This is a genomic window from Streptomyces beihaiensis (genome assembly GCF_026274175.1).
In the GTDB taxonomy this organism is placed as follows: domain Bacteria; phylum Actinomycetota; class Actinomycetes; order Streptomycetales; family Streptomycetaceae; genus Streptomyces; species Streptomyces beihaiensis.
Map to the genome: position 1 here is coordinate 45,093 of NZ_JAPHNL010000057.1, position 21,839 is coordinate 66,931.

The following is a 21,839-nucleotide window of genomic DNA, read 5'->3' on the forward strand; positions in this document are numbered from 1 at the left end:
CGCCGACGCCGCACGCGGCGTGGCGCGGAGAGCGTCGCCGGGGCAAGGCGCGGCACCCGGTCACTACGGCCGCAGCCGGGGCGTATGCGGCGCCGCCCGTCTCCGCCCGGGGGGAGGCGGGGCGGCGCCGCCCCCCGGGACCAGCCGTCCGGGACCAGCCGCCCCGGCGGGCGGACCGGCTGACGGCGCCGCCGCCGAGGAGGTGGTCGATCACGGAGGGAGGGCGATCCCCGGGAACCGCGCGCGGCCACGACTGACCCGCGGCCGACGAGGACGCCCGGCCACTACGGCGCCTGGTCGCCGTCCTGGCCGCGCCCCGACGTGTCGTCGTTCCAGCGCGGGTCGTTCTCCCATTCGAGGTTCCGTTCGCGCGCGGTCTCCATCGCGTGTTCCGCCTCCGCGCGGGACGCGTACGGACCGAACCGGTCCTTGGAGGGGCACTCGGGGCCCTCCTCGGCCTTGTGGTGCTTCAGGCAGTAGAACCACTCGCCGGGCTTGCCTACGGTCCGCTTCTTGAACAGGGCCACGGCCCGCTCCTCTCCTGAGGTCGTCAGGGCCATGCTCCCCCACCGGCGCTCGTTACACTCGCTGGCATGTCCGCCCAGTCGCAGTCACTGCTCGTGCCGGGGGAGATCTCCCCCACCCGTTCCGTTCCCGGTGCCATCCGGCGCCCCGAGTACGTCGGCAAGCCCGCGCCGACCCCGTACAAGGGACCCGAGGTGCAGACCCCGGAGACGATCGAGGCGATGCGGATCGCCGGACGGATCGCGGCGCAGGCCATGGCCGAGGCCGCGAAGGCCATCGCGCCGGGTGTCACGACGGACGAGCTGGACCGGATCGCCCACGCGTACATGTGCGACCACGGCGCCTACCCGTCCACGCTCGGCTACCGCGGCTTCCCGAAATCGCTGTGCACGAGCGTCAACGAGGTCATCTGCCACGGCATCCCGGACTCCACGGTGCTGCGCGACGGCGACATCATCAACCTCGACGTGACGGCGTACATCGGCGGCGTGCACGGCGACAACAACGCCACGTACCTCGTCGGCGAGGTCGACGAGGAGTCGAAGCTGCTCGTCGAGCGGACCCGCGAGTCCCTCGCCCGCGCCATCAAGGCCGTGAAGCCGGGCCGCCAGATCAACATCATCGGCCGGGTCATCGAGTCGTACGCCAAGCGCTTCGGGTACGGGGTCGTACGGGACTTCACCGGGCACGGCATCAACACGTCGTTCCACAGCGGCCTGATCGTCCCGCACTACGACTCGCCGCACGCGACGACCGTGATGCAGCCCGGCATGACGTTCACGATCGAGCCGATGCTGACCCTCGGCACGTATGAATACGACATGTGGGACGACGGATGGACCGTCGTGACCAAGGACCGTAAGCGGACGGCGCAGTTCGAGCACACGCTCGTCGTCACCGACAGCGGCGCGGAGATCCTGACGCTGCCCTGACCCCTCCCCTCCCCTCCCCTCCCCCGGCGTACGCGAAGCCCGTCCCTCCTTCCTTCGAGGGGCGGGCTTCGCGCTGTTCGGTGCTCCGCGTCCGTGCTCCGCGTCCGTGCTCCGCGTCCCGTGTGCGGAAGTTTTTGCCGACAACCTGTCGGGAAACGGGTAAGCTCTTTTACCGACAGACCGTCGGAAAACCAAGACGGGAAACCAAGAGAGGTCCTTTCCCCATGGACACCCCGTTCTCCACGCTCATCCGCACCGCGTCGCACGCACAGCACACCGAGGCCGAGACCTCGACGTTCATGAGCGACCTGCTGGGCGGCGCGCTGGGCGTGGACGCGTACGCCCGCTACACCGAGCAGCTGTGGTTCGTGTACCGGGCGCTGGAGGACGCGGCGGAGCGACTCGCCGACGACCCGGTCGCCGGGCCCTTCATCCGGCCGGAGCTGCTGCGCGTGCCCGAGCTGGAGCGCGACCTCGCGCATCTGCGGGGCGCGGACTGGCGGGAGACGGTGTCGGCGCTGCCCGCGACGCGGGTGTACGCGGACCGGGTCGCGCACTGCGCGGCGTCCTGGCCGGGCGGCTATGTGGCGCACCACTACACCCGTTACCTGGGCGACCTGTCCGGCGGCCAGATCATCCGCGACAAGGCGGAGCGGACGTGGGGGTTCGCGCGCAAGGGCGACGGGGTGCGGTTCTACGTCTTCGAGGGCGTGGGCAACCCGGCGGCGTTCAAGCGGAGTTACCGCGAGCTGCTCGACGGGATCGGCGTCGACGAGCTGGAGAAGCAGCGCGTCGTGGCGGAGTGCAAGCGGGCCTTCGCCCTGAACACCGATGTGTTCAGGGCGCTGGGCGAGGAGTTCCGGCCGGCCGCGTAGACGCTGATCGGCCGAGCCGCACCCGGCCGCCGACCTCGATCAGCCCGTCCGGCTGCGGGGCCGTCAGGAGCTGCGAGCCGCGCCCCTGGCGGACGTTGAGGGCGCGGCCCAGCTCGTGCGTCAGGAGCAGCGCCGCCGCCCCGGTCGCCTCGTCCTCCACGATGCCGTCGTCGCGGCCGGGGAAGCCGCGGGCCCGCACCCGGCCCGCCGCCTCGTCCTCCCACGCCCACGCGTAGATCCACTCCCCCGGGGCGGGTACCGCCAGCGCGTCCACCTCGGCGGCGGACCCGTACTGCCGCAGGGTGCGCGGCGGCGCCCACTCGGGGCGCGCCTCGATCCAGCTGAACTCGCCGTCGAGCCGGGCCCCGACGACGCCCGCGGGCACGACGAGTTCGGGCACGTCGAGCAGCCAGGCCGTGCCGACGCAGGGATGCCCGGCGAACGGGAGGCGCAGGGTCGGCGTGTAGATGTCGATCGCACCGCGCTCGGGATCGTCGACGAACACGGTCTCGCTGAAGCCGAGTCTGCCCGCGAAGGCCTGACGGTCGGTCCGGTCCGGCATGCGCGAGCCGTCGCGGACGACCCCGAGCTCGTTGCCGTACCGGCCGTCGGGGCCACAGAAGACGGCCAGCACGTCGTACTCGGCCAGTACGCCGGTCCCGGCCCAGGTCCTCGCCCCGGCCTCGGTCCCGACCTCGGTCTCGGTCCCGACCTCGGTCTCGGTCTCGGTGACGTCGTTCACCGGGGCAGTGAACCACGCACCGCCGCGGCCCCGCCGCCGGTGCGGACTCGGATGAGAGGTGAATCACGACCCCAGTGGGCAGTACTTAGGCAAGCCTCATATAAGTTAGGTTCGCCTAAATAAAGCTGTGTACCTACCGGGAGCCCGCATGCGAGCCGTCCGCCTCTCCGCCGCCACCGCCGTCGCCACGGTCACGGCGCTGACCGCCGTCACGGGCTGCACCCAGAAGAGCGACGCCGAGGCCGACGGCTCCGGCGCCGTCAAGGTGACCGCGACCGACGACGCGTGCAAGGTGTCCACGACGAAGTTTCCCGCCGGGCACGTCCAGCTCGCCATCGAGAACAAGGGCTCCCGGGTCACCGAGGTCGAACTGCTCTTCCCCGACGACCGCATCGTCTCCGAGCGCGAGAACATCGGCCCGGGTACCAAGTCGAGCCTGACCGCCGAGGTGAAGAGCGGCTCCTACCGCATCGCCTGCGTCCCCGGCATGAAGGGCAAGGGCCACCGCCAGGACGTGACGGCCACCGGCGGCACCGTCGCCGAGCGCGACCCGCGCCTGGACAAGGCCGTCGCCGACTACCGCACCTACGCGCAGGAGCAGGCCGACCAGACGCTGCCGAAGGTGAAGACGTTCACCGACGCGATCCGCAAGGGCGACCTGGCGGGCGCGAAGAAGGCGTACGCGCCCTCGCGCATCGGCTGGGAGCGCACCGAGCCGATCGCCGAGTCGTTCGGGAACATCGACCCGAAGACCGACACCCGCGCCGACGGCCTCGAACAGGGCCAGAAGTGGACCGGCTGGCACCGCCTGGAGAAGGCGCTGTGGCAGGACAAGAAGATCGGCGCGGACGAGAAGGCGCTGGCCACGCAGCTCGACAAGGACCTCAGGAACTGGCAGCAGCGGGTCGGCAAGGCGGTCATCACGCCCACCTCGATGGCCAACGGCGCCAAGGAACTGCTCGACGAGGTCGCCACCGGCAAGGTCACCGGCGAGGAGGAGCGCTACTCGCACACCGACCTGGTCGACTTCAAGGCCAACGTGGAGGGCGCGGAGAAGGCGTACGACCTGCTCAAGCCGGTCGCCGCCAAGAACGACCCGGCCCTCGCCAAGGAGCTCGACAAGCAGTTCGCCGCCCTGGACACGCTGCTCGACAAGTACCGCCAGGACAAGGGCGGTTACGACTTCATCTCCTACGACAAGGTCGGCAAGCAGCAGCGCAAGGAGCTGTCCGACGCCGTCAACGCTCTCGCGGAGCCGCTGTCGAAGCTGGCCGCCGCGGTCGTGAAGTAGGCGACGAGTGAAGCCAGTGAGTCGTAAGGACACGGAGGAGACCACCATGTCGCAGGACGCGCCGAAGACCGAATCCCCTGCTTCGAGGAGCGAACCCCCTGCTTCCGCCGCCCCGTCCCGTCGGGCGCTGCTGGCCGTCGGCGGAGCCGGGCTGGCGCTCGGGGCCGCGGCCGCGGGTGGCGCCGTCGCCCTGACCCGTTCCGGCGGCGACGACGGCGACGACATGATGAAGACCGCCGCCGAGATGGGTGGCGCCGTCGCCTTCCACGGCGCGCACCAGGCGGGCATCGCCACGGCCGTCCAGGACCGGCTGCACTTCGCGGCGTTCGACGTGACGACCGACGACCGCGACGCGTTCGTCCAGCTCCTCAAGGACTGGACGAAGGCCGCCGCCCGGATGACGCAGGCGCACACCGTCGGTGACGGCGCGTACGGCGGGCTGCCCGAGGCGCCGCCGGACGACACCGGTGAGGCGCTCGGCCTCAAGCCGTCACGCCTCACGCTGACCATCGGGTTCGGGCCCTCGCTCTTCGACCGGCACGGCAAGGCGTTCCAGATCGCGGACCGGCGGCCCGAGGCCCTCGTCGACCTGCCGAGGTTCGCGGGCGACAACCTGGAGAAGACCCGCAGCGGCGGTGACCTGTGCATCCAGGCGTGCGCCGACGACCCGCAGGTCGCGGTGCACGCCATCCGCAACCTGGCCCGGATCGGCTTCGGCAAGGTCGCCATCCGCTGGTCGCAGCTCGGCTTCGGCAAGACGTCCTCGACGACGCCGGACGCGCAGACGCCGCGCAATCTGATGGGCTTCAAGGACGGCACCGACAACATCGCGGGCACCGAGACCGATCGCCTGAACAAGCACGTGTGGGTGCAGGATGCCGACACCGACGCCAAGTCGGCCTGGATGTCCGGCGGCTCCTATCTGGTCGCCCGGCGCATCCGGATGAACATCGAGACCTGGGACCGTGCGTCGCTGCGGGAGCAGGAGGACGTCTTCGGTCGCGACAAGGGCACCGGTGCCCCGGTCGGCAAGGCTCACGAACGCGACAAGCCGTTCCTGAAGGCGATGAAGCCGACCGCGCACGTGCGGCTCGCGCACCCGGACGCCAACGACGGCATCACGATCCTGCGCCGCGGCTACTCCTTCACCGACGGCACGGACGGGCTCGGGCGGCTCGACGCCGGCCTGTTCTTCATCGCGTACCAGCGGGACGTGCGCCAGGGGTTCATCCCGCTGCAGCGCAAGCTCTCCGCGCACGACGCGCTCAACGAGTACATCCAGCACGTGGGTTCGGCGGTCTTCGCGGTCCCGGCGGGTGTCAGGGACGGCGACGACTGGTGGGGCCGCGCGCTCTTCGAGAAGCCCACGGACACGATGGACGAGAAGGGTGCCTGAAGGATGTTCGCGAACTATCTGATCGGTCTGCGCGAGGGTCTTGAGGCGAGTCTGATCGTCTGCATCCTCGTCGCGTACCTGGTGAAGACCGAGCGCAGGGACGCCCTGAAGCCGGTGTGGATCGGCATCTCGGCCGCCGTGTTCGTGGCGCTGGCCTTCGGCGCGGGCCTGGAGTTCGGCTCGCAGGAGATGACGTTCCAGGCGCAGGAGGGGCTCGGCGGCTCCCTGTCGATCGTCGCCGTCGGCCTGGTCACCTGGATGGTGTTCTGGATGCGGCGCACCGCCCGGCACCTCAAGGCCGAACTGCACGGCAAGCTGGACACGGCGCTGCGGATGGGCACGGCGGCGCTGGTCGTCACCGCGTTCCTCGCGGTGGGCCGGGAGGGCCTGGAGACCTCGTTGTTCGTGTGGACCGCGGTGCACGCCACCAGCGACGGCACGGTGCAGCCGGTGATCGGCGCGCTGCTCGGCCTGGCCACGGCGGTGGTGCTTGGCTGGCTGTTCTACCGGGGTGCGCTCCGCATCAACCTGGCGAAGTTCTTCACGTGGACGGGCGCGATGCTGGTCGTGGTCGCCGCGGGCGTGCTCGCGTACGGCTTCCACGACCTCCAGGAGGCGAACTTCATCGGTGGCCTGAACAACCTGGCCTTCGACATCAGCTCGACGATCTCGCCGGACGGCTGGCTGGGCACGCTCCTGAAGGGCGTCTTCAACTTCCAGCCGGACCCGACCGTGCTCCAGGTCGTCGTCTGGTGCGTGTACCTGGTGCCGACGCTGCTGCTGTTCTTCGCCCCGGCCGGGCTGCTCTCGCGGCGCGCTCGGGCGGGGGCCGCCGAGTCCGCCGGGGCCTGAGCACGCCGGGGTCCTGGTCCGCCGGGGCCCGGCCCCTGCCTGTCGCCTCTTCCCGGTAGGGTTCGGCCCCGGGAAGGGGAAGGTGAAGTCAACGTCATGAGCGAGGTCCTGAACAGGCTCGGCCGCCCGGCGGCGATGGCCGCGGCCGCGGTCACGCTGTCCCTCACGGCGAGCGGATGCGTGACCGTGCACGGGGAGCTCGAGGTCGTCCCGACGACCACGAAATCACAGGCTTCCCGCGCCCTTGACGCCTTCGTGACCGCGTACAACAAGGCGGACAGGACGTACGAGCAGTCCGCGGACGCCAAGTACGTCACCGGGTCGCTCGGCGCGATCGACGCGGCCAAGCTCAAGTCGGGGCATGCCCTGCACCCGGACGGCAATCCGTCGCACAAGCCGCTGAAGCTGACCGACGCCAAGTTCACGGTGCCGAAGAAGGCGGGCTGGCCGCGCTGGTTCGTGGCCGACACCGCCAACAACCGGCTGAACGGCTACCGCTGGGTCATGGTCTTCACCCGCGACGACGAGAAACAGCCGTGGGCGGTGTCGTACCTGACGCTGTTCAAGAACGGCACGGTCCCCGCCTTCAGGAAGGACAAGGACGGCTGGGCCGAGGCGGTCACGCCGGGCGGCTCGGGCCTGGCGATGAAGCCCGCCGACATGAGCGACAAGTACACCGGTTACCTCAAGAACGGCGGTGCCGGTTTCGCGCCCGGCGCGTTCACCACGGTGTGGCGCGAGAACCGCGAGAAGCGTGCCACGCGCCCCGGTCTGGCCACCCAGTTCATGGACGAGCCGCTGTCGTCCGGCAGTTACGCCCCGGTGGCACTGCGCACCGAGGACGGCGGCGCGCTGGTCTTCTTCGCGATGCGTCGCTACGAGAAGCTGACCGCGTCCAAGGGCACCGATCTGCCCGCCGTCGACGCGGGAGTGAAGGCGCTCATGACGGGCGACCCGAAGCAGTCGGCGACGTACGGGTACGTGTCCGGCCAGGCCGCCCTCGACCCGGCCGAGGGCTCCGCCGGGGGCGGGGTGCGCGTGGTGTCGCGCGTCGAGGGGGTCACGTCCGCCGAGGGCGAGTGAGCCCCGCTCGGAGCGGCACGACCGGCCCGGCCGGGGCGCTCGCCACGAGCGGGCCGGCGGCGCCGGGGCCGGTCGCCGTGGAGCGGGCCGCGGCCGGGCGGCTCACGGCCAGGCCGGTGAGTACTCCGCTTCCGTGGCCGCGTCCACGTGGCGGGCGCAGGCGTCCGTGAGGCTCTCCAGGAGTGTCAGCGGGTCGGGCAGCGGATGCTCGGGGCCGCGCAGCCACGTCACCGAACGCTCCCCCGGCAGCCGGGACGGCGGCACCAGGACGTAGGAGCCGCGGCAGTGCCAGCGCATGCCGGGGTGTTCGTCCATCGTCTCGGGGTGGCAGTCCAGCTCGCAGGGCCACCACTCGTCCTCGTCCTCGGGCGTGCCCCGGGTCGCGGTGAAGAACAGCATGCGGTCGCCGCCCGACTCGACCACCGGGCCGACCTCGACACCGCGCGCCAAGAGCCGTTCGAGCGCCTCGCGGCCCGCCTCCAGCGGGACGTCGAGCACGTCGTGGAGCATGCCGGTCGCCGTGATGAAGTTCGCCTGCGGCTGGCTGCGGGCCCACCGCTCGATCTGCGCGCGGTCCGTGGTGGCCTGGGTCTGCCAGGCGAACGAGACGGGGTGGCGGCCCGGGGTCGGGCAGCCGATGCGGTTGCACGAGCAGCGGTAGTCGGCCGGGTACGCGGCCGGGGCGAGCGGCAGCCCGGCGGCGGCAGCGGCGAGCAGCAGCGACTCCCTGTCCCCCGCGGTGGCGCCCCCCGGGGTCCCCTTCGGGCCGCCCCGGCCCGCCCGCAGCCACTGGGCGAACCGGCCGAGTCCGCCGCGACCGGCCGCCGCGCTGTCCGCGCCCGACCGGCGGTCCTGCTCCGCGCCCATCTACCCCTCACTTCTCATCGCTGTCGTGCCGAGTCCGAGTCCGAGTCCGAGTCCGAATCCCGGTCCACGTCCGAGCACCGGGTGAACCGGGTTTCCCATGGTCCCACCATCCTGCTCCTCCGGTTGCGGCGGTCCCCGTTCGGGGCACCGGGGGCGGCAGGCACGGCGGCTACGGGCGCTTCGCGGGGCGGGCGCTGATCCCGTACAGGGCGTACTCGACGAGCCGGTCCGTGTAGGCGTGGTCGAGCGGCCCCGTGCTCTGCAGCCAGCGCTGGGCGAGCGGCCCGGAGAACAGGTCGCGGGCGACGAGCGGGTCGACGTCCGGGCGGACCTGGCCGGCGTCCTGGGCCGCGCGCAGCCGCTGGGCGTACAGGTCGAGGCCGGGCATGAGGAGCTTGCCGACGAACTCCTCGCAGAACGTCCGGTCGGCGAGGCCCTCGGCGGCGAGTGCGCGGGCGGGCACCTCGAAGCGGGGGTCCTTGAGTACGTCGACGGTCGCCCGCAGCACGCGTTTGAGGTCGGCCTCGATGTCGCCGGAGTCGGGCAGCGCGGACGGGGCGAGGGGGTGGCCGAGACGGCCGGAGTGGTCGGGACGGCCGGAGTGGTCGGGACGGCCGGAGTGGTCGGGACGGCCGGAGTGGTCGGGACGGTCAGGGTGGTCGGGACGGTCAGGGTGGTCGGGGTGCTGCCCGGTGGCGGCCTGCCGGTTCTGCTCCCCGAGGTCGATGAAGGCTTCCATGAGCACTTCGGCCTTCGATCCCCACCACCGGTAGATCGTCTGCTTGCCGACCCCGGCCCGGGTGGCGATGCCCTCGATGGTGGTCCGCGGGTACCCGATCTCGCCGACGAGGGCGAGGGCGGCGTCGTAGATGGCGCGGCGGGAGCGCTCGCTGCGGCGGGCGGCGTCGGGGCCCGGCTTCTTCGGCGGTGTGGTGGCGGACATGGCCCGAATGTACAAGGCTGCGAGCCGAGACGTACCGTCTCACTCTCTGTCACCGGTACGACGAACCACCCGTTCGGATCGCAGACCTGAAGCCGCTCAGGCCTCACCATGAGCACACGAGCACACCGGCACACACACTGCGATGGTGAGGAGCCCTCATTGCGTAGTACGCGTAGCACCGCACGCCGCGCCACACCCCGGCGCTACCTGATGTGCCCACCGGCACACTTCAAGGTCACGTACTCGATCAACCCGTGGATGGACCCGGCGAAACCCGTCGACGTCCCGCTCGCCCTCGCGCAGTGGGAGGACCTGCGCGACCGCTACCGTTCCCTCGGCCACGTCGTCGAGGTGCTCGACCCGCGGCCCGGCCTGCCCGACATGGTCTTCGCCGCGAACGGGGCGACCGTGGTCGACGGGCGGGTGCTCGGCGCCCGTTTCGCCCACCAGGAGCGGGAGCCGGAGGCCGCCGCCCACCTGGAGTGGTTCCGCGCGCACGGTTACGCCGAGGTGTGCGAGCCGGTCCACGTCAACGAGGGCGAGGGCGACTTCGCCGTCACCGCCTCGTACGTGCTGGCGGGGCGCGGGTTCCGCGCGTCGCCGCTCTCGCACGGGGAGGCGCAGGAGTTCTTCGGGCGGCCGGTGATCGGGCTCGACCTGGTCGACCCGCGCTTCTACCACCTGGACACGGCGCTCGCCGTGCTCGACGACGCGGCCGACGAGGTCATGTACTACCCGGCGGCGTTCTCGCCGGGCAGCCAGGAGGTGCTGCGGCGGATGTTCCCCGACGCGCTGATCGCCGACGAGGCGTCCGCGATGGCGCTGGGCCTGAACGCCGTGTCGGACGGGCGGCGGGTGCTGTTGCCGCAGGCGGCGCTCGGCCTGTTCGAGCCACTGCGGGAGCGGGGCTTCGAGCCCGTCGGAATGGACCTGGGCGAGTTGCTCAAGGGCGGCGGCAGCGTGAAGTGCTGCACGCTTGAGCTGCGCTGAACCGGAGGCCGCACGCACCGTGGGGGGCGTCTGCCGTCCTCGCGCGTGCGGCTCTCGCAGTGGCCGGTCGCGCGGTTGCCCGCGCTCTTGAACGCCTGCGTCCGCGCCGCGCCTCTTCCGGGGGGACACCGCGCAGGGCGTGCGTCTCAGCGGCGCGGGGAACCGCGGGCGCCCCACCACCCGCCGACCCCGGCAACGCCCCCTCACCCGGTGGGCCGGCCCCGTCAGTTCCCCGGCTGCTCCCAGCCGTCCCCCCACTCCACACCCCGTGCCTCCTTGTAAAGCCCACCGTGCTTCTTGGTCACGGTCACCCGGTCCAGCGCCCCCCGCGCCTCGCAGAGATCGAGCAGCACCTGCCCCTTACGCATCTGCGGCCGCCGCACCACCCTCGCGGCGACGGGCCGCGGCTCGAACCGCGTAGCGACCACGTAAGCGAACTTCTCGTCCTCGTACGCCAACGTTCCTCCCTTGACCCGCCGGTGCAGCGAGGAACGGCTGACCCTGACCGAGAAGTGGCACCAGTCCGTGCCGGGCGCGATCGGGCAGGTCGCGCTGTGCGGGCAGGGCGCGGCGACCCGCAGGCCCGCCGCGATCAGCCGGTCCCGAGCGGCGATGATCCGCGCGTACCCGTCCGGGGTTCCGGGTTCGACGACGGCCACGGCACCGGTGGCCTCCGTGGCCGCGCGGGCCGCCGCGTCGACGACGGCCGCGCGGTCGGCCTCCGTCAGCTCCTTCAGGACGTACGAGATGGTGACGAGGTCGGCGCCCGGCAGCGGCTCCGCCGCGCCGATCCGGGCCCGTTGCCACCGCACGGATTTGCTCAACTCCTCGTCCGCCGCCGCCAGTTCACGCCCCAGCGCGAGCGCCGGCTCGGACCAGTCGAGTACCGTCGTGGACCGCGCTTCGGGGAACGCGTCCCGCGCCGCCCACACCGCCGCGCCGGTGCCGCCGCCGATGTCCAGATGGCTTCCGGGCCGCCAGTCGGCCGGAGCCGCGTCGGCCAGGGCCCGCAGCGCCGAGGCGACCGCCTCGAAGGTGGCGGGCATCCGGTACGCCGCGTAGGCGACGACGTCCGCCCGGTCGCGCAGGATCGGCGCGCCGGTCGGGGTCGTGCCCCGGTAGTTCGCGATGAGCCGGTCGACGGCGCGCGCCGCCTGCGTGGGCGGGAGGCCGTCGAGGAGTCCGGCGAGGGCCGCGCGGAGCGTCTCGGCCGCCTCGGGGGGCTCGGTGTGCTCTGCGGAGGACGAGGTGTACGGGGCGTTCACCCGGAAATCCTAAAGCGCCGCCGCGGCACCACGGCCCGCGCGAGCTGCGAGGCGGCGGCCTCGCGCGGACCGCTGTTGGCGGGGCGGCGCCGCGGGTGGACGGTCGTGGCGAGCAGCACGAGGAACGTGTCGGTCGCCGGGTCGAGCACCAGCGACGTGCCGGTGAAGCCGCAGTGCCCGGCCGCACCGTGCCCGGCGAGCTCGCCCATGAACCACGGCTGATCGACCCGGAAGCCGAGCCCCGGCGCCGTCAGCATGAGTGCGACGTGGTCGTGGCCGAGAATGCGGGCGGTGCCGTACGAGCCGCCGTTGAGCAGCGTGCGGCACAGGACGGCGAGGTCGTACGCCGTGGAGAACAGGCCCGCGTGACCGGCGACACCGCCGAGCGCCCACGCGTTCTCGTCGTGCACCTCACCGCGCAGCATCCCCCGGTCGGCCTTGGCCCAGGGGCGCCGCTGGTCCTCGGTGGCGGCGGCACCCGGGCAGGGCCCGAAGGCGGTCGCGGTCATGCCGAGGGGGTGGGTGATGCCGTCCCGGATCAAGGCGTCGAGCCGCCGCCCGGTCCGCCGCTCCAGGACGTGCTGGAGCAGCAGCATGTTGAGGTCGGAGTAGCGGTAGGTGCCGGGCGGCGCCGACGGGGCCTCGGCGTGCAGCGCCGCGAGCCGGGCGGCCGGGTCGGGGGCGTCGTACAGCGGGAGCTCGGGGCGCAGGCCCGAGGTGTGGGTGAGCAGCTGGCGCACGGTGACGCCGGCGCGGGCGGCCCCCGTGAACTCGGGGACGTACGCGCCGACCTCGGCGTCGATGCCGAGGGTGCCGCGTTCGATCTGCTGCGCGGCGGCGATCGAGGTGAAGAGCTTGGTGACCGAGGCCAGGTCGAAGGGTGTGTCCGTGGTCATCGGCACGCGCTCGGCGGCGGGGAGTTCGACGCCGCGGTCGGTGGTCTCGTCGTACGCGGCGTACCGCACCGCCCAGCCGGCGGCGGACTCGGCGGCGATCACGGAGCCGCGCCCGGCGAGCAGCACCGCGCCCGCGCACCACGGGTGGGGGTCGTCGGACAGGGCGCTCACGTCCCGGACGAGGCGGTCGAGGCGGTGCGGGTCGAGCCCGGCCCGCTCGGGGGCGCCGTGGCGCAGTCGTGGCGAGCTCAGTGGTGTGTCTCCTCCGGGCGCGGGGCCACCGCGGTGGGGGGCGTCGTGGCCGTCGGGTCGGTCGTGGCGGCCGTGCGCCGCCAGGGGCGGCACAGCGTGAGGAACGCGGTGATCGCGGCGAGTCCGCACAGCAGCTGGACGAGCGCCATCGGTACGGCGGTGTGTTCGCCCGCGACGCCCACCAGAGGGGAGGCGATCGCGCCGATGAGGAACGACGACGTGCCGAGCAGCGCGGAGGCGGAGCCCGCGGCGTGCGGGGTGCGCATCAGGGCGAGCGCGTTGGTGTTGGGGGTGGCGGTGCCCATGGCGGCCATGAGCACGAACAGGCCGACGGCGACCGGCACGAGCCCCAGCTCGTGAGGGCCGCCGAGCGCCCCGGTGGCCACGAGGAGCAGGAAAGCGGCGGCGACGACGATGACGCTCAGGCCGACGGCGAGCACCTTGTCGAGGCTGACGCGCCCGACGAGCACCTTGCCGTTGAGCTGGCCGACGGCGATCAGGCCGACCGAGTTGAGCCCGAACAGCAGGCTGAAGGTCTGCGGCGACGCCCCGTAGATCTCCTGGATCACGAACGGGGAGGCGGAGATGTACGCGAACAGCGCGGCGAACGCGAAGCCGCCCGCGATCATGTATCCGGTGAAGACACGGTCGGCGACGAGACCGCGCATGGTGCGCAGCGCCTGCCCGACGCCGCCGCCGTGCCGCCGCTCGGGCGGCAGCGTCTCCGGCAGGCACTTCCACACGAGACCGGTGAGTGCGACGCCCACGGCGGTGAGCACGACGAAGACGCCCCGCCAGTCGGTGACGCGCAGCACCTGTCCGCCGACCAGTGGCGCGACGATCGGGGCGACACCGGAGATCAGCATGAGCGTGGAGAAGAACCGCGCCATGGCCACGCCGTCGTACAGGTCGCGGACGACGGCGCGGGCGATCACTATGCCCGCGGCGCCCGCGAGGCCCTGGAGCAGCCGGAAGGCGACGAGCAGCGTGACCTCCGGGGCGACGGCGCAGACGGCGGTGGCGGCGACGTAGACGAGGAGCCCGGTCAACAGCGGACGCCGCCTGCCCCACTTGTCGCTCATGGGCCCGACCACCATCTGCCCGAGCGCCATGCCGGTCAGACACGCGGTGAGGGTGAGCTGGGCGGTGGCGGCGGAGGTGTGCAGGGCTCCGGTGACCTCCGGGAGGGCCGGGAGGTACATGTCCATGGAGAGCGGGGGCACGGCGGTGAGCCCGCCGAGGACGAGCGTGACGAGGAGCCCGGTGCGTACGGCCGCCGCGCCCGGCGCCCGCTCCTCCACCACGTCCGCCCCCGTGCCGGGCGTCGTGCCCGGCGCGCCACCGTCGCTCCCGCTGCGTGCCACCATGCCGTGACTCCCTGTCCCCTTCGCCCTGCCCGCTCTGCCCGCTCTGCCCGCCGGGCTTGACCGTTCCCCGCCGTACGTGCGATGACCTATGTTCTCAGCTCGGCGTAGTGGTCGAGACCAAATTTCCGGAGGGCGGGCGGACATGGCGACGAGGGCGTCGGTGGCCGGCGAACGGGTGCGGTGGGGGATCCTCTCGACGGGCGGGATCGCCGCGAGGTTCACGGCGGACCTGCTGGATCTGCCGGACGCCGAGGTGGTGGCCGTGGCCTCGCGCTCCGAGGAGTCGGCGGCACGGTTCGCCGACCGGTTCGGGATCGGCCGCGCGTACGGCGGCTGGGACGCGCTCGCCGCGGACGGGGATGTCGACGTGGTGTACGTCGCCGCTCCGCACGCCGCGCACCGGGCGGCGGCCGGGCTCTGTCTTGAGGCGGGGCGGGCGGTGCTGTGCGAGAAGGCGTTCACGCTGAACGCGCCCGAGGCCGAGGAGCTGGTCGCCCTCGCCCGCGCGAAGGACGTCTTCCTGATGGAAGCGATGTGGATGTACTGCCATCCGCTGGTGCGGCGGCTCAAGGCGCTGGTCGACGACGGTGCCGTGGGCGAGGTCCGCACGGTGCAGGCCGACTTCGGGCTCGCCGGACCGTTCGGCGCGGCGCACCGGCTGCGGGACCCGGCCCAGGGCGGCGGGGCGACGCTCGACCTCGGTGTGTACCCGGTGTCCTTCGCCCACCTGCTGCTCGGAGAGCCGGAACGGGTGGCGGCGTCGGCCGCGCTGTCGCCGGAGGGCGTGGACCTGCAGACCGGCATGCTGCTGTCGTGGGCGAGCGGGGCGCAGGCCGTGCTGCACTGCGCGATCAACGCCGGTACGGGGGTGACGGCCTCGGTGACCGGTTCGGCGGGCCGCATCGACGTGCCCGGCGGCTTCTTCCACCCGGACCGGTTCGTGCTGCACCGGGACGGCAGGGAGCCGGAGGAGTTCACGGCGGCACCGCAGGACGGGCCGCGGGACTCGATGCGGCACGAGGCGCTGGAGGTGATGCGGTGCCTGCGGGCGAAGGAGACCGAGTCGCCCGTGGTGCCGTTGGCCGGCTCGCTGGCGGTGATGCGTACGCTGGACGCCGTCCGGGAGCGGATCGGCGTCCGCTACCCCGGGGAGGCCCGCTGACGCCCACCGGCTCGCCGGCCCACCAGCTCACGGCCGACCGGTGCCGCCGACCGGTGCCGCCGGCCACGACGTACGCTGCGCTCTCATGGACGATCAGCGAACCGTGACGACGAGAACCGCCGTGGTCACCGGTGCCGGAAGCGGCATCGGCCGAGCCGTGGCCCTGGAACTGCTGCGCGCCGGATGGCGGGTCGCGCTGGCCGGGCGGCGGACCGAGACGCTGGAGGAGACGGCGGGGCTCGCCCCCGGCGGCGACGCGCTCGCCGTCCGCGCGGACGTGTCGAGCCCCGACGACGTGGCCGCGTTGTTCGGCGCCGCGCGCGAGCGGTTCGGCCGGCTCGACCTGCTCTTCAACAACGCGGGGACCTTCGGGCCCGGCGGCGTACCGGTCGAGGAACTGTCGTACGACGCGTGGCGGCACGTGGTCGACACCAACCTCAACGGCGCGTTCCTGTGCGCGCAGGCCGCGTTCCGGCAGATGAAGGAGCAGGATCCGCAGGGCGGGCGCATCATCAACAACGGCTCCATCTCCGCGCACACCCCGCGCCCGCGCTCCATCGCGTACACGACCACCAAGCACGCGCTGACCGGGCTCACCAAGTCCCTCTCCCTGGACGGGCGTCCGTACCGGATCGCCTGCGGTCAGATCGACATCGGCAACGCGGCGACCGACATGACACAGGGCATGCAGACCGGCGCGCTACAGGCCAACGGGGAGGTCGTCGCGGAGCCCGTGATGGACGTGGCGGACGTGGCGCGCACCGTGCGGCACATGGCCGAGCTTCCACTGGAGGCCAACGTCCAGTTCGCCACGGTACTGGCCACGAACATGCCTTACATCGGGCGCGGTTGACCGGCATCATGATCGACATGACTGACGCGACAGACGCACCGGAGGCGACCGAAGTGAGCGACGTCACCGAAGCGGCCGAAGCGGCGAACGTGACCGGCATGACCGACGTGACCGACGTCCTGCGATACACCGCCTTCGCCGCAACGCCCGCCGGCGGCAACCCCGCCGGCGTCGTTCTCGACGCCTCCGGCCTGAGCGACGACGCGATGCTCGCCATCGCCGCCGACGTGGGCTACAGCGAGTCGGCCTTCGTGACGCCCGCGCCAGGAACCGGCAGCGCCGACGACCGCAACGGCCACGGCCACGGCAAGGGGGAGAGTGACAGTCAACGGACCTACAGCCTGCGCTACTTCAGCCCCAAGGCCGAGGTCTCCTTCTGCGGCCACGCCACCGTCGCCACGGCGGTGGCGCTCGCCGAGCGGCAGGGCACGGGCGAGTTCGTCTTCCACACGGCGGCGGGCGTGGTGCCGGTCAGCGTGGACGACGCCGAGGGCGTGCTGCGTGCGACGCTGACCAGCGTCGAGCCGACGATCGAGGACGTACGCGCGGAGGATCTCGCCGAGGCGCTCGCCGCGCTCGACTGGCCCGCCGCCGACCTCGACCCGTCGCTGCCGCCGCGCATCGCCTACGCGGGCGCCCGCCACCTCGTCCTGGCCGCGGCCACCCGGCAGCGACTCGCCGACCTGTCGTACGACTTCGAGCGGCTCGCCTCGCTGATGCACAGGCTCGATCTGACGACGGTCCAACTGGTGTGGCGCGAGCCGGAGTCGGGAGGCACGACGTTCCACGTGCGTGACCCGTTCCCGGTCGGCGGCGTGGTCGAGGACCCGGCGACGGGCGCGGCGGCCGCGGCGTTCGGCGCGTATCTGCGCGAGCTCGGCCAGGTTCCGGCGGCCGCGCGGCTCACGCTCCACCAGGGCGACGACATGGGCCGTCCGGGCGAGCTGACGGTGACACTGCGGGAGGGCGACGCGCGCGTACGGGTCAGCGGCGCCGCGGTGCCGATCCCATAGCTTCCGTGACCGGCAGATCGCGAGGGACAGGTCACGAGAAGCAGGTCGCGAGGGGCAGGTCACGAGGAGCAGGTCACGAGGGGCAGGTCACGAGGGGCAGGTCGCGAGGCGGCCCGTCAGGCCTGGCCCGTCTCGAAGCGGGTGACCTTGCCGTCCGCCACCTCGAACGACCAGCGGGTGCGCATCTCGCCCCAGGTGTCGTTGCGGTAGTTCGCGACGAGGGCGCGGCCGCCCGCGGACTCCTTCTCGATCTCCATGTGGCCGTTGGAGTCGAAGATCTCGCGGTCGACCCACTCGCCGAGGTCGCGGTCGCTGCCGTCGTCCGACATGGTCGCGTCGGGCGTGAGGGCGGCATCGAAGGCGGTCCTGTCATGGGCGTTGAGCGCCGTGACGAAGGCGCGCACCGCCGGATCGCTGAGCTTGTCGGTCTGAATGGACATGCCGCCAGGCTCGCACCGGGCTCCCCGCCCCGCCACCGGAGCGCCTGCGCCCTGCCGCCGCTCTGCTTACGGTGGGCTCATGACCTGTACACGTACGCGCGCGAACCGGCCTTGCCGCCCCTCTCTCACCTCCTTCGCCTCCGGCCCCTCCCGCTCCCCCCACTCCTCGCACCGCACCCGCGCCGACCTGGGGCTGCTCGCGCTGCGCCTGGGCACGGGTGGGCTGCTCGCGGCGCACGGCGCGCAGAAGTTGCTCGGCTGGTTCGGCGGGGGCGGCCTGTCCGGCACGTCCGCCGGGATGGAGGCCATGGGGTACACCCCGGCCAAGGCCAGCGCGCTCGCCGCGGGGCTCGGCGAGGCGGGCGGCGGGGCGCTGCTCGCCCTCGGCCTCGCCACCCCGGTCGGCGGGGCGGCCGCGGCCGGGACGATGGCCGGTGCGGCCGCCGTGCACGCCCCGAACGGCTTCTTCGCGCAGGGCGGTGGCTACGAGTACCCGGCGTTCCTCGGCTTCGTGGCGGCGGGCCTCGCCGTGGCCGGCCCCGGACGCCTCTCGCTCGACCATGCGCTCGGGCACACGTTCAACCGGCACTGGATGGTGCCCGCGGCCCTCGTCGGGGCGGGCACGGCGGCCCTGGCGGTCGTCGGGTCACGTGCGAAGCGGACGAAGGGGTCCGAGGACGCCGAGTAGGCTCGTCGCTCGTGACGACCGACGACGAGAACAACCTCTGGAACACCGTCGACCGCCTGCGGCGGTGGCTGGACTCCACCAACCGGCAGACGCCCAAGGAAGCCCTCCTTCTGCGTATGTTGAAGCTGTCGGAGGAGGTGGGCGAGGTCGCCGAGGCGGTGATCGGGGCGAGCGGGCAGAACCCGCGCAAGGGCGTCAGCCACACCTGGAAGGACGTCGAGTCGGAGCTGTGCGACGTGGCTCTCACGGCCCTCGTCGCGCTCGGCACGCTCACGCCGGACGTGCGCGGGACGTTGACGGCCCACGTGGCGAAGGTGGCGGAGCGCTCCCTGAAGCCGCTGGATTCCACTGGGCAGCCGCAGGACTCCACGGAACGGCAGGATGGCGCCCAGGTCTCCACGGCCGTCATCACCACCGTCAGCAGCAACAGCGAGCACACCTTCACCAAGCACCCCCGTGACAGCATCACCCTGCTGGCCGGGCTCGGTGTCGAGGGGGACACACACGCCGGGGTGACGGTCCAGCACCGTTCACGGGTCGCCCAGGACCCCACCCAGCCGAACCTCCGCCAGGTCCACCTCATCCACGAGGAGTTGTTCGACGAGGTGGCCGGGCACGGCCACGCCGTGCGCCCCGGCGACCTCGGCGAGAACATCACCACGCGCGGCATCGACCTGCTCGCCCTGCCCACCGGCACCCTCCTGCGCCTGGGCGAGGGCGGCGCCCTCCTGGAGATCACGGGCCTGCGCAACCCGTGCCTCCAGATCGACGCCTTCCAGGACGGCCTCCTCAAGCAGGTCGTCGGCCACGACCCGGAGACCGGCGAAGTCGTCCGCAGGGCCGGGGTCATGAGTGTCGTACGGGAGGGCGGCGTGGTCCGCCCCGGCGACACGATCCACGTGAAGCTGCCGGACGGGCCGCACGTGCCGCTGGAACGCGTCTGATGCCCGAGGTCAGGAAGCCGCTCGTCGTCGCGCACGACCCCGCGTGGGCGGCGGCGGGCCGCGAGTTCTGCGCCCGGGAACGTACTCCGAGGTGAAGGACCCGGTCGTCGACCTGGTCGCGGTCGTCGCGGAGCAGTGGGCGGCGCGGACCGGCCGGCGCCCGTAGGCGAAGACGAAAGGCCCCACCTCGACGGCGGCGTGATGGTGAACGGCTACCATCGCCGCCATGACCGACAGGAGCCCCACCGCTGAACCGCTACCCCGTATCGGCGTGGCCGTCGTCACCATGGGCAACCGTCCCAAGGAGGTGGAGGCGCTCCTGGACTCGGTGGCGGCGCAGCACGTGGCGCCGACCCGCGTCGTCCTGGTCGGCAACGGCACGGTGCTGCCCGCGTACACCGGTTACCCGTTCGACGTCGTGACGGTCGAGCTCGACGACAACCTCGGCTGTCCGGGCGGCCGCAACGTGGCGCTGGCCCGGCTGCGCGAATTCGGCGACGTCGATGTGGCGGTGGAGCTGGACGACGACGGCCTCCTGGTGGGCACGGACGTCTTCGCCACGGTCCAGCGTCTGTACGCCTCCGACGCCCGTCTCGGCATCGTCGGCTTCCGCATCGCGGACGAGCACGGCGAGACGCAGCGCCGCCACGTGCCGCGCCTGCGTGCGAAGGATCCGATGCGGCGGGGGCTCGTCACGGCGTTCCTCGGCGGCGCCCACGCCTTCTCGATGCCGATGCTCGCCGAGACCGGCGACTGGCCGGCGGACTTCTTCTTCACGCACGAGGAGACGGATCTCGCGTGGCGGGCGCTCGACGCGGGCTGGAAGGTCCTGTACGAGCCGTCCCTCCTGCTCCAGCACCCGAAGACCTCCCCGGCACGGCACGCGGTGTACTACCGGATGACCGCCCGCAACCGCGTCTGGCTGGCCCGCCGCCGCCTGCCCGCCCCGCTCGTCCCCCTCTACCTGACGACGTGGACCCTGCTCACACTCGCCCGCACCCGTTCGCTCGACGGCCTGCGGGCATGGGCGGGCGGCTTCGCGGAGGGCGTACGCGCCCCGGCGGGCGAACGCCGGCCGATGCGGTGGCGGACGGTGTGGCGGATGACGCGGCTGGGGCGCCCGCCGCTGATCTGACCCGGCCCCGGGCGGGGCGGAAGACGAGTGGGGCTGTACGCCGGGGAGAGTAGCCGCAGCGCCATAGTCATCCGGAACCGGCGTCGTCAGTCACCTGTCGCTCCGCGCTCGCATCAAGAACCTGTGCGAGAACGTCGGCCCAGTCGCCCTGCGCCAGGACATCGGAGTGGTGCTCGACCATACCTACCTTGTGGACGACTGGCGGCTGTCCGAGGTCGAACGGACACTGCGTCCCTTCTACGACCGTCGGGGCAGCGCGCGTTACCGGCAGTTGCTCGCGGAGTTCGGCCTGGATCTGCGGGCGAAGGTCAAGGACCTGTCCCGCGGCATGGCGATGAAGCTCATGATCACCGTAGCGCTGTCGCACCGGGCGCGGCTGCTCGTCTTCGACGAGCCGACCAGTGGCCTGGACCCCGTCGCCCGGGACGAGCTTGTCGGCATCATCGGAAACTTCCTGCTCGACGAGAGACACAGCGTTCTGTTCTCCACGCACATCACCTCCGATCTGGACCGCATCGGCGACTACGTGACGCTCATACATGGCGGCTGCATCGTCCGGACCGGCCCCAAGGACGAGATCCTGGACGCCTACCGGGCCGTGCGGGGCGCCCCGGAGGACCTGAGCGGCCTCATCGGCGTCGGGCTGATCGACGTGAGGCGGACGCCGGCCGGGGCGGAAGCTCTCGTTCGCACCGAGGAAGCCGACCTTCTCGGCGGGGTTCCTCGTCGAGGCGCCCACCCTGGCGGAGATCGCCATCCACATCGGATCTCGGCCGATGAAGCCGGTAACAAAGCGGAACGGCCGGCGCGGGGCGATCGCATGAGCGCCGTCGCCCGTACGTCCGTGCTGCACCTGCGTACCGTCGCGCCGTACCGGACCCAGGGCCTGCTGGTGTTCGGCCTGATGGGCCTGGTGCTCGCCCGCAGCCCCGTCGGTCTCGTACCGGCACTCGCGCTGCTGCTCGCCCCGTTGATCGCCGTACACCCCTTCGTGGTCGCCGACAAGGCGGGCCTGGAGACGCTGTACGCCGTCCTGCCTTTGCCTCGCCGCACGGTGCTGCTCGGGCACTACGCCTGGGCGCCGGCAGGCATTATTGCGACCGTCACCGCAGGTACGGCGCTGGCCATTCTCCTGGCGCGGGCCGAGGGCGTACAGCTCGGCGGTCGCACCCTGGTGACGATGCTGCCTCTGTCCTGGACGCTGTTCGCCGTCAACATCGCGATTCAGTTCCCGCTGCTGATCCGGTTCGGGTACGCCGCATCAGCGTTCTGGGCACCACCATGCCACTGGCGCTGGTCATGCCGGCCGTCTACCGGCTGCACCTGAC

At 72.4% G+C, this 21,839-nt stretch carries 22 protein-coding genes and 1 pseudogene; 15 read left to right on the forward strand and 8 right to left on the reverse strand.

Features of this window, described 5'->3' with window-relative positions:
• Positions 1-284 precede the first annotated feature (284 nt).
• A complete protein-coding gene (locus OFY01_RS07555) occupies positions 285-527 on the reverse strand; it encodes a hypothetical protein (RefSeq protein WP_266597619.1) in 243 nt (80 codons plus the stop codon).
• A 66-nt stretch (positions 528-593) separates the two neighbouring features.
• On the opposite strand from OFY01_RS07555, the gene map reads away from it, so the two are divergent.
• A complete protein-coding gene (gene map / locus OFY01_RS07560; protein ID WP_266597580.1) occupies positions 594-1,457 on the forward strand; it encodes a type I methionyl aminopeptidase in 864 nt (287 codons plus the stop codon).
• 224 nt (positions 1,458-1,681) lie between these two features.
• The gene (locus tag OFY01_RS07565; RefSeq protein ID WP_266597582.1) at positions 1,682-2,332 is read left to right on the forward strand and encodes a biliverdin-producing heme oxygenase; all 651 of its coding nucleotides are present in this window, start codon (positions 1,682-1,684) and stop codon (positions 2,330-2,332) included.
• On the opposite strand, the gene OFY01_RS07570 is transcribed toward OFY01_RS07565, so the two are convergent.
• Positions 2,295-2,981: a PhzF family phenazine biosynthesis protein gene (locus OFY01_RS07570; protein ID WP_266597621.1), complete on the reverse strand. Its 687-nt coding sequence runs from the start codon at positions 2,979-2,981 to the stop codon at positions 2,295-2,297. The two genes, OFY01_RS07565 and OFY01_RS07570, sit on opposite strands and share 38 nt — an antisense overlap.
• Before the next feature lie 241 nt (positions 2,982-3,222).
• Between OFY01_RS07570 and efeO the strand changes: the two genes are divergently transcribed.
• From efeO to OFY01_RS07590, 4 genes are all read left to right on the forward strand, one after another.
• On the forward strand, positions 3,223-4,365 hold the full coding sequence (efeO, locus tag OFY01_RS07575) for an iron uptake system protein EfeO (protein ID WP_266597584.1): 1,143 nt from the start codon (positions 3,223-3,225) through the stop codon (positions 4,363-4,365).
• 46 nt (positions 4,366-4,411) lie between these two features.
• Entirely contained in the window at positions 4,412-5,761 is a 1,350-nt protein-coding gene (gene efeB / locus OFY01_RS07580) for an iron uptake transporter deferrochelatase/peroxidase subunit (RefSeq protein ID WP_266597586.1), read from the forward strand.
• A 3-nt stretch (positions 5,762-5,764) separates the two neighbouring features.
• On the forward strand, positions 5,765-6,613 hold the full coding sequence (efeU, locus tag OFY01_RS07585) for an iron uptake transporter permease EfeU (RefSeq protein ID WP_266597588.1): 849 nt from the start codon (positions 5,765-5,767) through the stop codon (positions 6,611-6,613).
• A 96-nt stretch (positions 6,614-6,709) separates the two neighbouring features.
• Positions 6,710-7,696, forward strand: coding sequence for a hypothetical protein (locus tag OFY01_RS07590; protein ID WP_266597590.1), 987 nt, complete (start codon positions 6,710-6,712; stop codon positions 7,694-7,696).
• 102 nt (positions 7,697-7,798) lie between these two features.
• Here OFY01_RS07590 and OFY01_RS07595 read toward each other — a convergent pair whose 3' ends face one another.
• Both OFY01_RS07595 and OFY01_RS07600 read right to left on the reverse strand, forming a co-directional pair.
• The gene (locus tag OFY01_RS07595) at positions 7,799-8,563 is read right to left on the reverse strand and encodes a bifunctional DNA primase/polymerase (RefSeq protein WP_266597592.1); all 765 of its coding nucleotides are present in this window, start codon (positions 8,561-8,563) and stop codon (positions 7,799-7,801) included.
• A 169-nt stretch (positions 8,564-8,732) separates the two neighbouring features.
• Positions 8,733-9,506 carry a TetR/AcrR family transcriptional regulator gene (locus tag OFY01_RS07600; RefSeq protein WP_266597593.1) on the reverse strand — a complete coding sequence of 258 codons (774 nt, stop codon included), beginning with the start codon at positions 9,504-9,506 and terminating at the stop codon, positions 8,733-8,735.
• 159 nt (positions 9,507-9,665) lie between these two features.
• Here OFY01_RS07600 and ddaH point away from each other — a divergent pair, with 159 nt between their 5' ends.
• The gene (gene ddaH / locus OFY01_RS07605) at positions 9,666-10,496 is read left to right on the forward strand and encodes a dimethylargininase (protein ID WP_407700294.1); all 831 of its coding nucleotides are present in this window, start codon (positions 9,666-9,668) and stop codon (positions 10,494-10,496) included.
• 224 nt (positions 10,497-10,720) lie between these two features.
• Here the strand turns inward: ddaH and OFY01_RS07610 are convergent, their stop codons facing one another.
• From OFY01_RS07610 to OFY01_RS07620, 3 genes are read right to left on the reverse strand one after another with little or no spacing between them, the layout of a single operon-like run.
• Complete coding sequence (locus OFY01_RS07610; RefSeq protein ID WP_266597595.1) at positions 10,721-11,761, reverse strand: small ribosomal subunit Rsm22 family protein; 1,041 nt, start codon at positions 11,759-11,761, stop codon at positions 10,721-10,723.
• On the reverse strand, positions 11,758-12,894 hold the full coding sequence (locus OFY01_RS07615) for a serine hydrolase domain-containing protein (RefSeq protein WP_407700295.1): 1,137 nt from the start codon (positions 12,892-12,894) through the stop codon (positions 11,758-11,760). Before OFY01_RS07615 ends, OFY01_RS07610 begins: the two co-directional genes overlap by 4 nt.
• 11 nt (positions 12,895-12,905) lie before the next feature.
• Positions 12,906-14,276: a multidrug effflux MFS transporter gene (locus tag OFY01_RS07620; RefSeq protein ID WP_266597597.1), complete on the reverse strand. Its 1,371-nt coding sequence runs from the start codon at positions 14,274-14,276 to the stop codon at positions 12,906-12,908.
• A 142-nt stretch (positions 14,277-14,418) separates the two neighbouring features.
• Between OFY01_RS07620 and OFY01_RS07625 the strand changes: the two genes are divergently transcribed.
• The 3 genes from OFY01_RS07625 to OFY01_RS07635 all read left to right on the forward strand — a co-directional run bounded on the left by OFY01_RS07625 (position 14,419) and on the right by OFY01_RS07635 (position 17,304).
• Positions 14,419-15,438 (forward strand): Gfo/Idh/MocA family protein, encoded by a 1,020-nt coding sequence (locus OFY01_RS07625; protein WP_266597599.1) that lies wholly within the window; start codon positions 14,419-14,421, stop codon positions 15,436-15,438.
• Positions 15,439-15,523: 85 nt separating this feature from the next.
• Positions 15,524-16,291, forward strand: coding sequence for an SDR family oxidoreductase (locus OFY01_RS07630; protein WP_266597601.1), 768 nt, complete (start codon positions 15,524-15,526; stop codon positions 16,289-16,291).
• A gap of 98 nt (positions 16,292-16,389) precedes the next feature.
• On the forward strand, positions 16,390-17,304 hold the full coding sequence (locus OFY01_RS07635) for a PhzF family phenazine biosynthesis protein (RefSeq protein ID WP_266597627.1): 915 nt from the start codon (positions 16,390-16,392) through the stop codon (positions 17,302-17,304).
• A gap of 116 nt (positions 17,305-17,420) precedes the next feature.
• Here OFY01_RS07635 and OFY01_RS07640 read toward each other — a convergent pair whose 3' ends face one another.
• Positions 17,421-17,744: a nuclear transport factor 2-like protein gene (locus tag OFY01_RS07640; RefSeq protein ID WP_266597603.1), complete on the reverse strand. Its 324-nt coding sequence runs from the start codon at positions 17,742-17,744 to the stop codon at positions 17,421-17,423.
• Positions 17,745-17,823: 79 nt separating this feature from the next.
• Here OFY01_RS07640 and OFY01_RS07645 point away from each other — a divergent pair, with 79 nt between their 5' ends.
• From OFY01_RS07645 to OFY01_RS07665, 5 genes and pseudogenes are all read left to right on the forward strand, one after another.
• Positions 17,824-18,432, forward strand: coding sequence for a DoxX family protein (locus tag OFY01_RS07645; RefSeq protein ID WP_266597605.1), 609 nt, complete (start codon positions 17,824-17,826; stop codon positions 18,430-18,432).
• A gap of 11 nt (positions 18,433-18,443) precedes the next feature.
• Positions 18,444-18,764, forward strand: a pseudogene (locus OFY01_RS07650) (MazG-like family protein); the annotation flags it as partial.
• Between the two features lie 75 nt (positions 18,765-18,839).
• On the forward strand, positions 18,840-19,376 hold the full coding sequence (locus OFY01_RS07655; protein ID WP_266597629.1) for an MOSC domain-containing protein: 537 nt from the start codon (positions 18,840-18,842) through the stop codon (positions 19,374-19,376).
• A gap of 226 nt (positions 19,377-19,602) precedes the next feature.
• Positions 19,603-20,511 carry a glycosyltransferase family 2 protein gene (locus tag OFY01_RS07660; protein WP_266597607.1) on the forward strand — a complete coding sequence of 303 codons (909 nt, stop codon included), beginning with the start codon at positions 19,603-19,605 and terminating at the stop codon, positions 20,509-20,511.
• Positions 20,512-20,671: 160 nt separating this feature from the next.
• Positions 20,672-21,838 carry an AAA family ATPase gene (locus OFY01_RS07665; RefSeq protein WP_407700296.1) on the forward strand — a complete coding sequence of 389 codons (1,167 nt, stop codon included), beginning with the start codon at positions 20,672-20,674 and terminating at the stop codon, positions 21,836-21,838.
• Position 21,839: the final 1 nt, after the last annotated feature.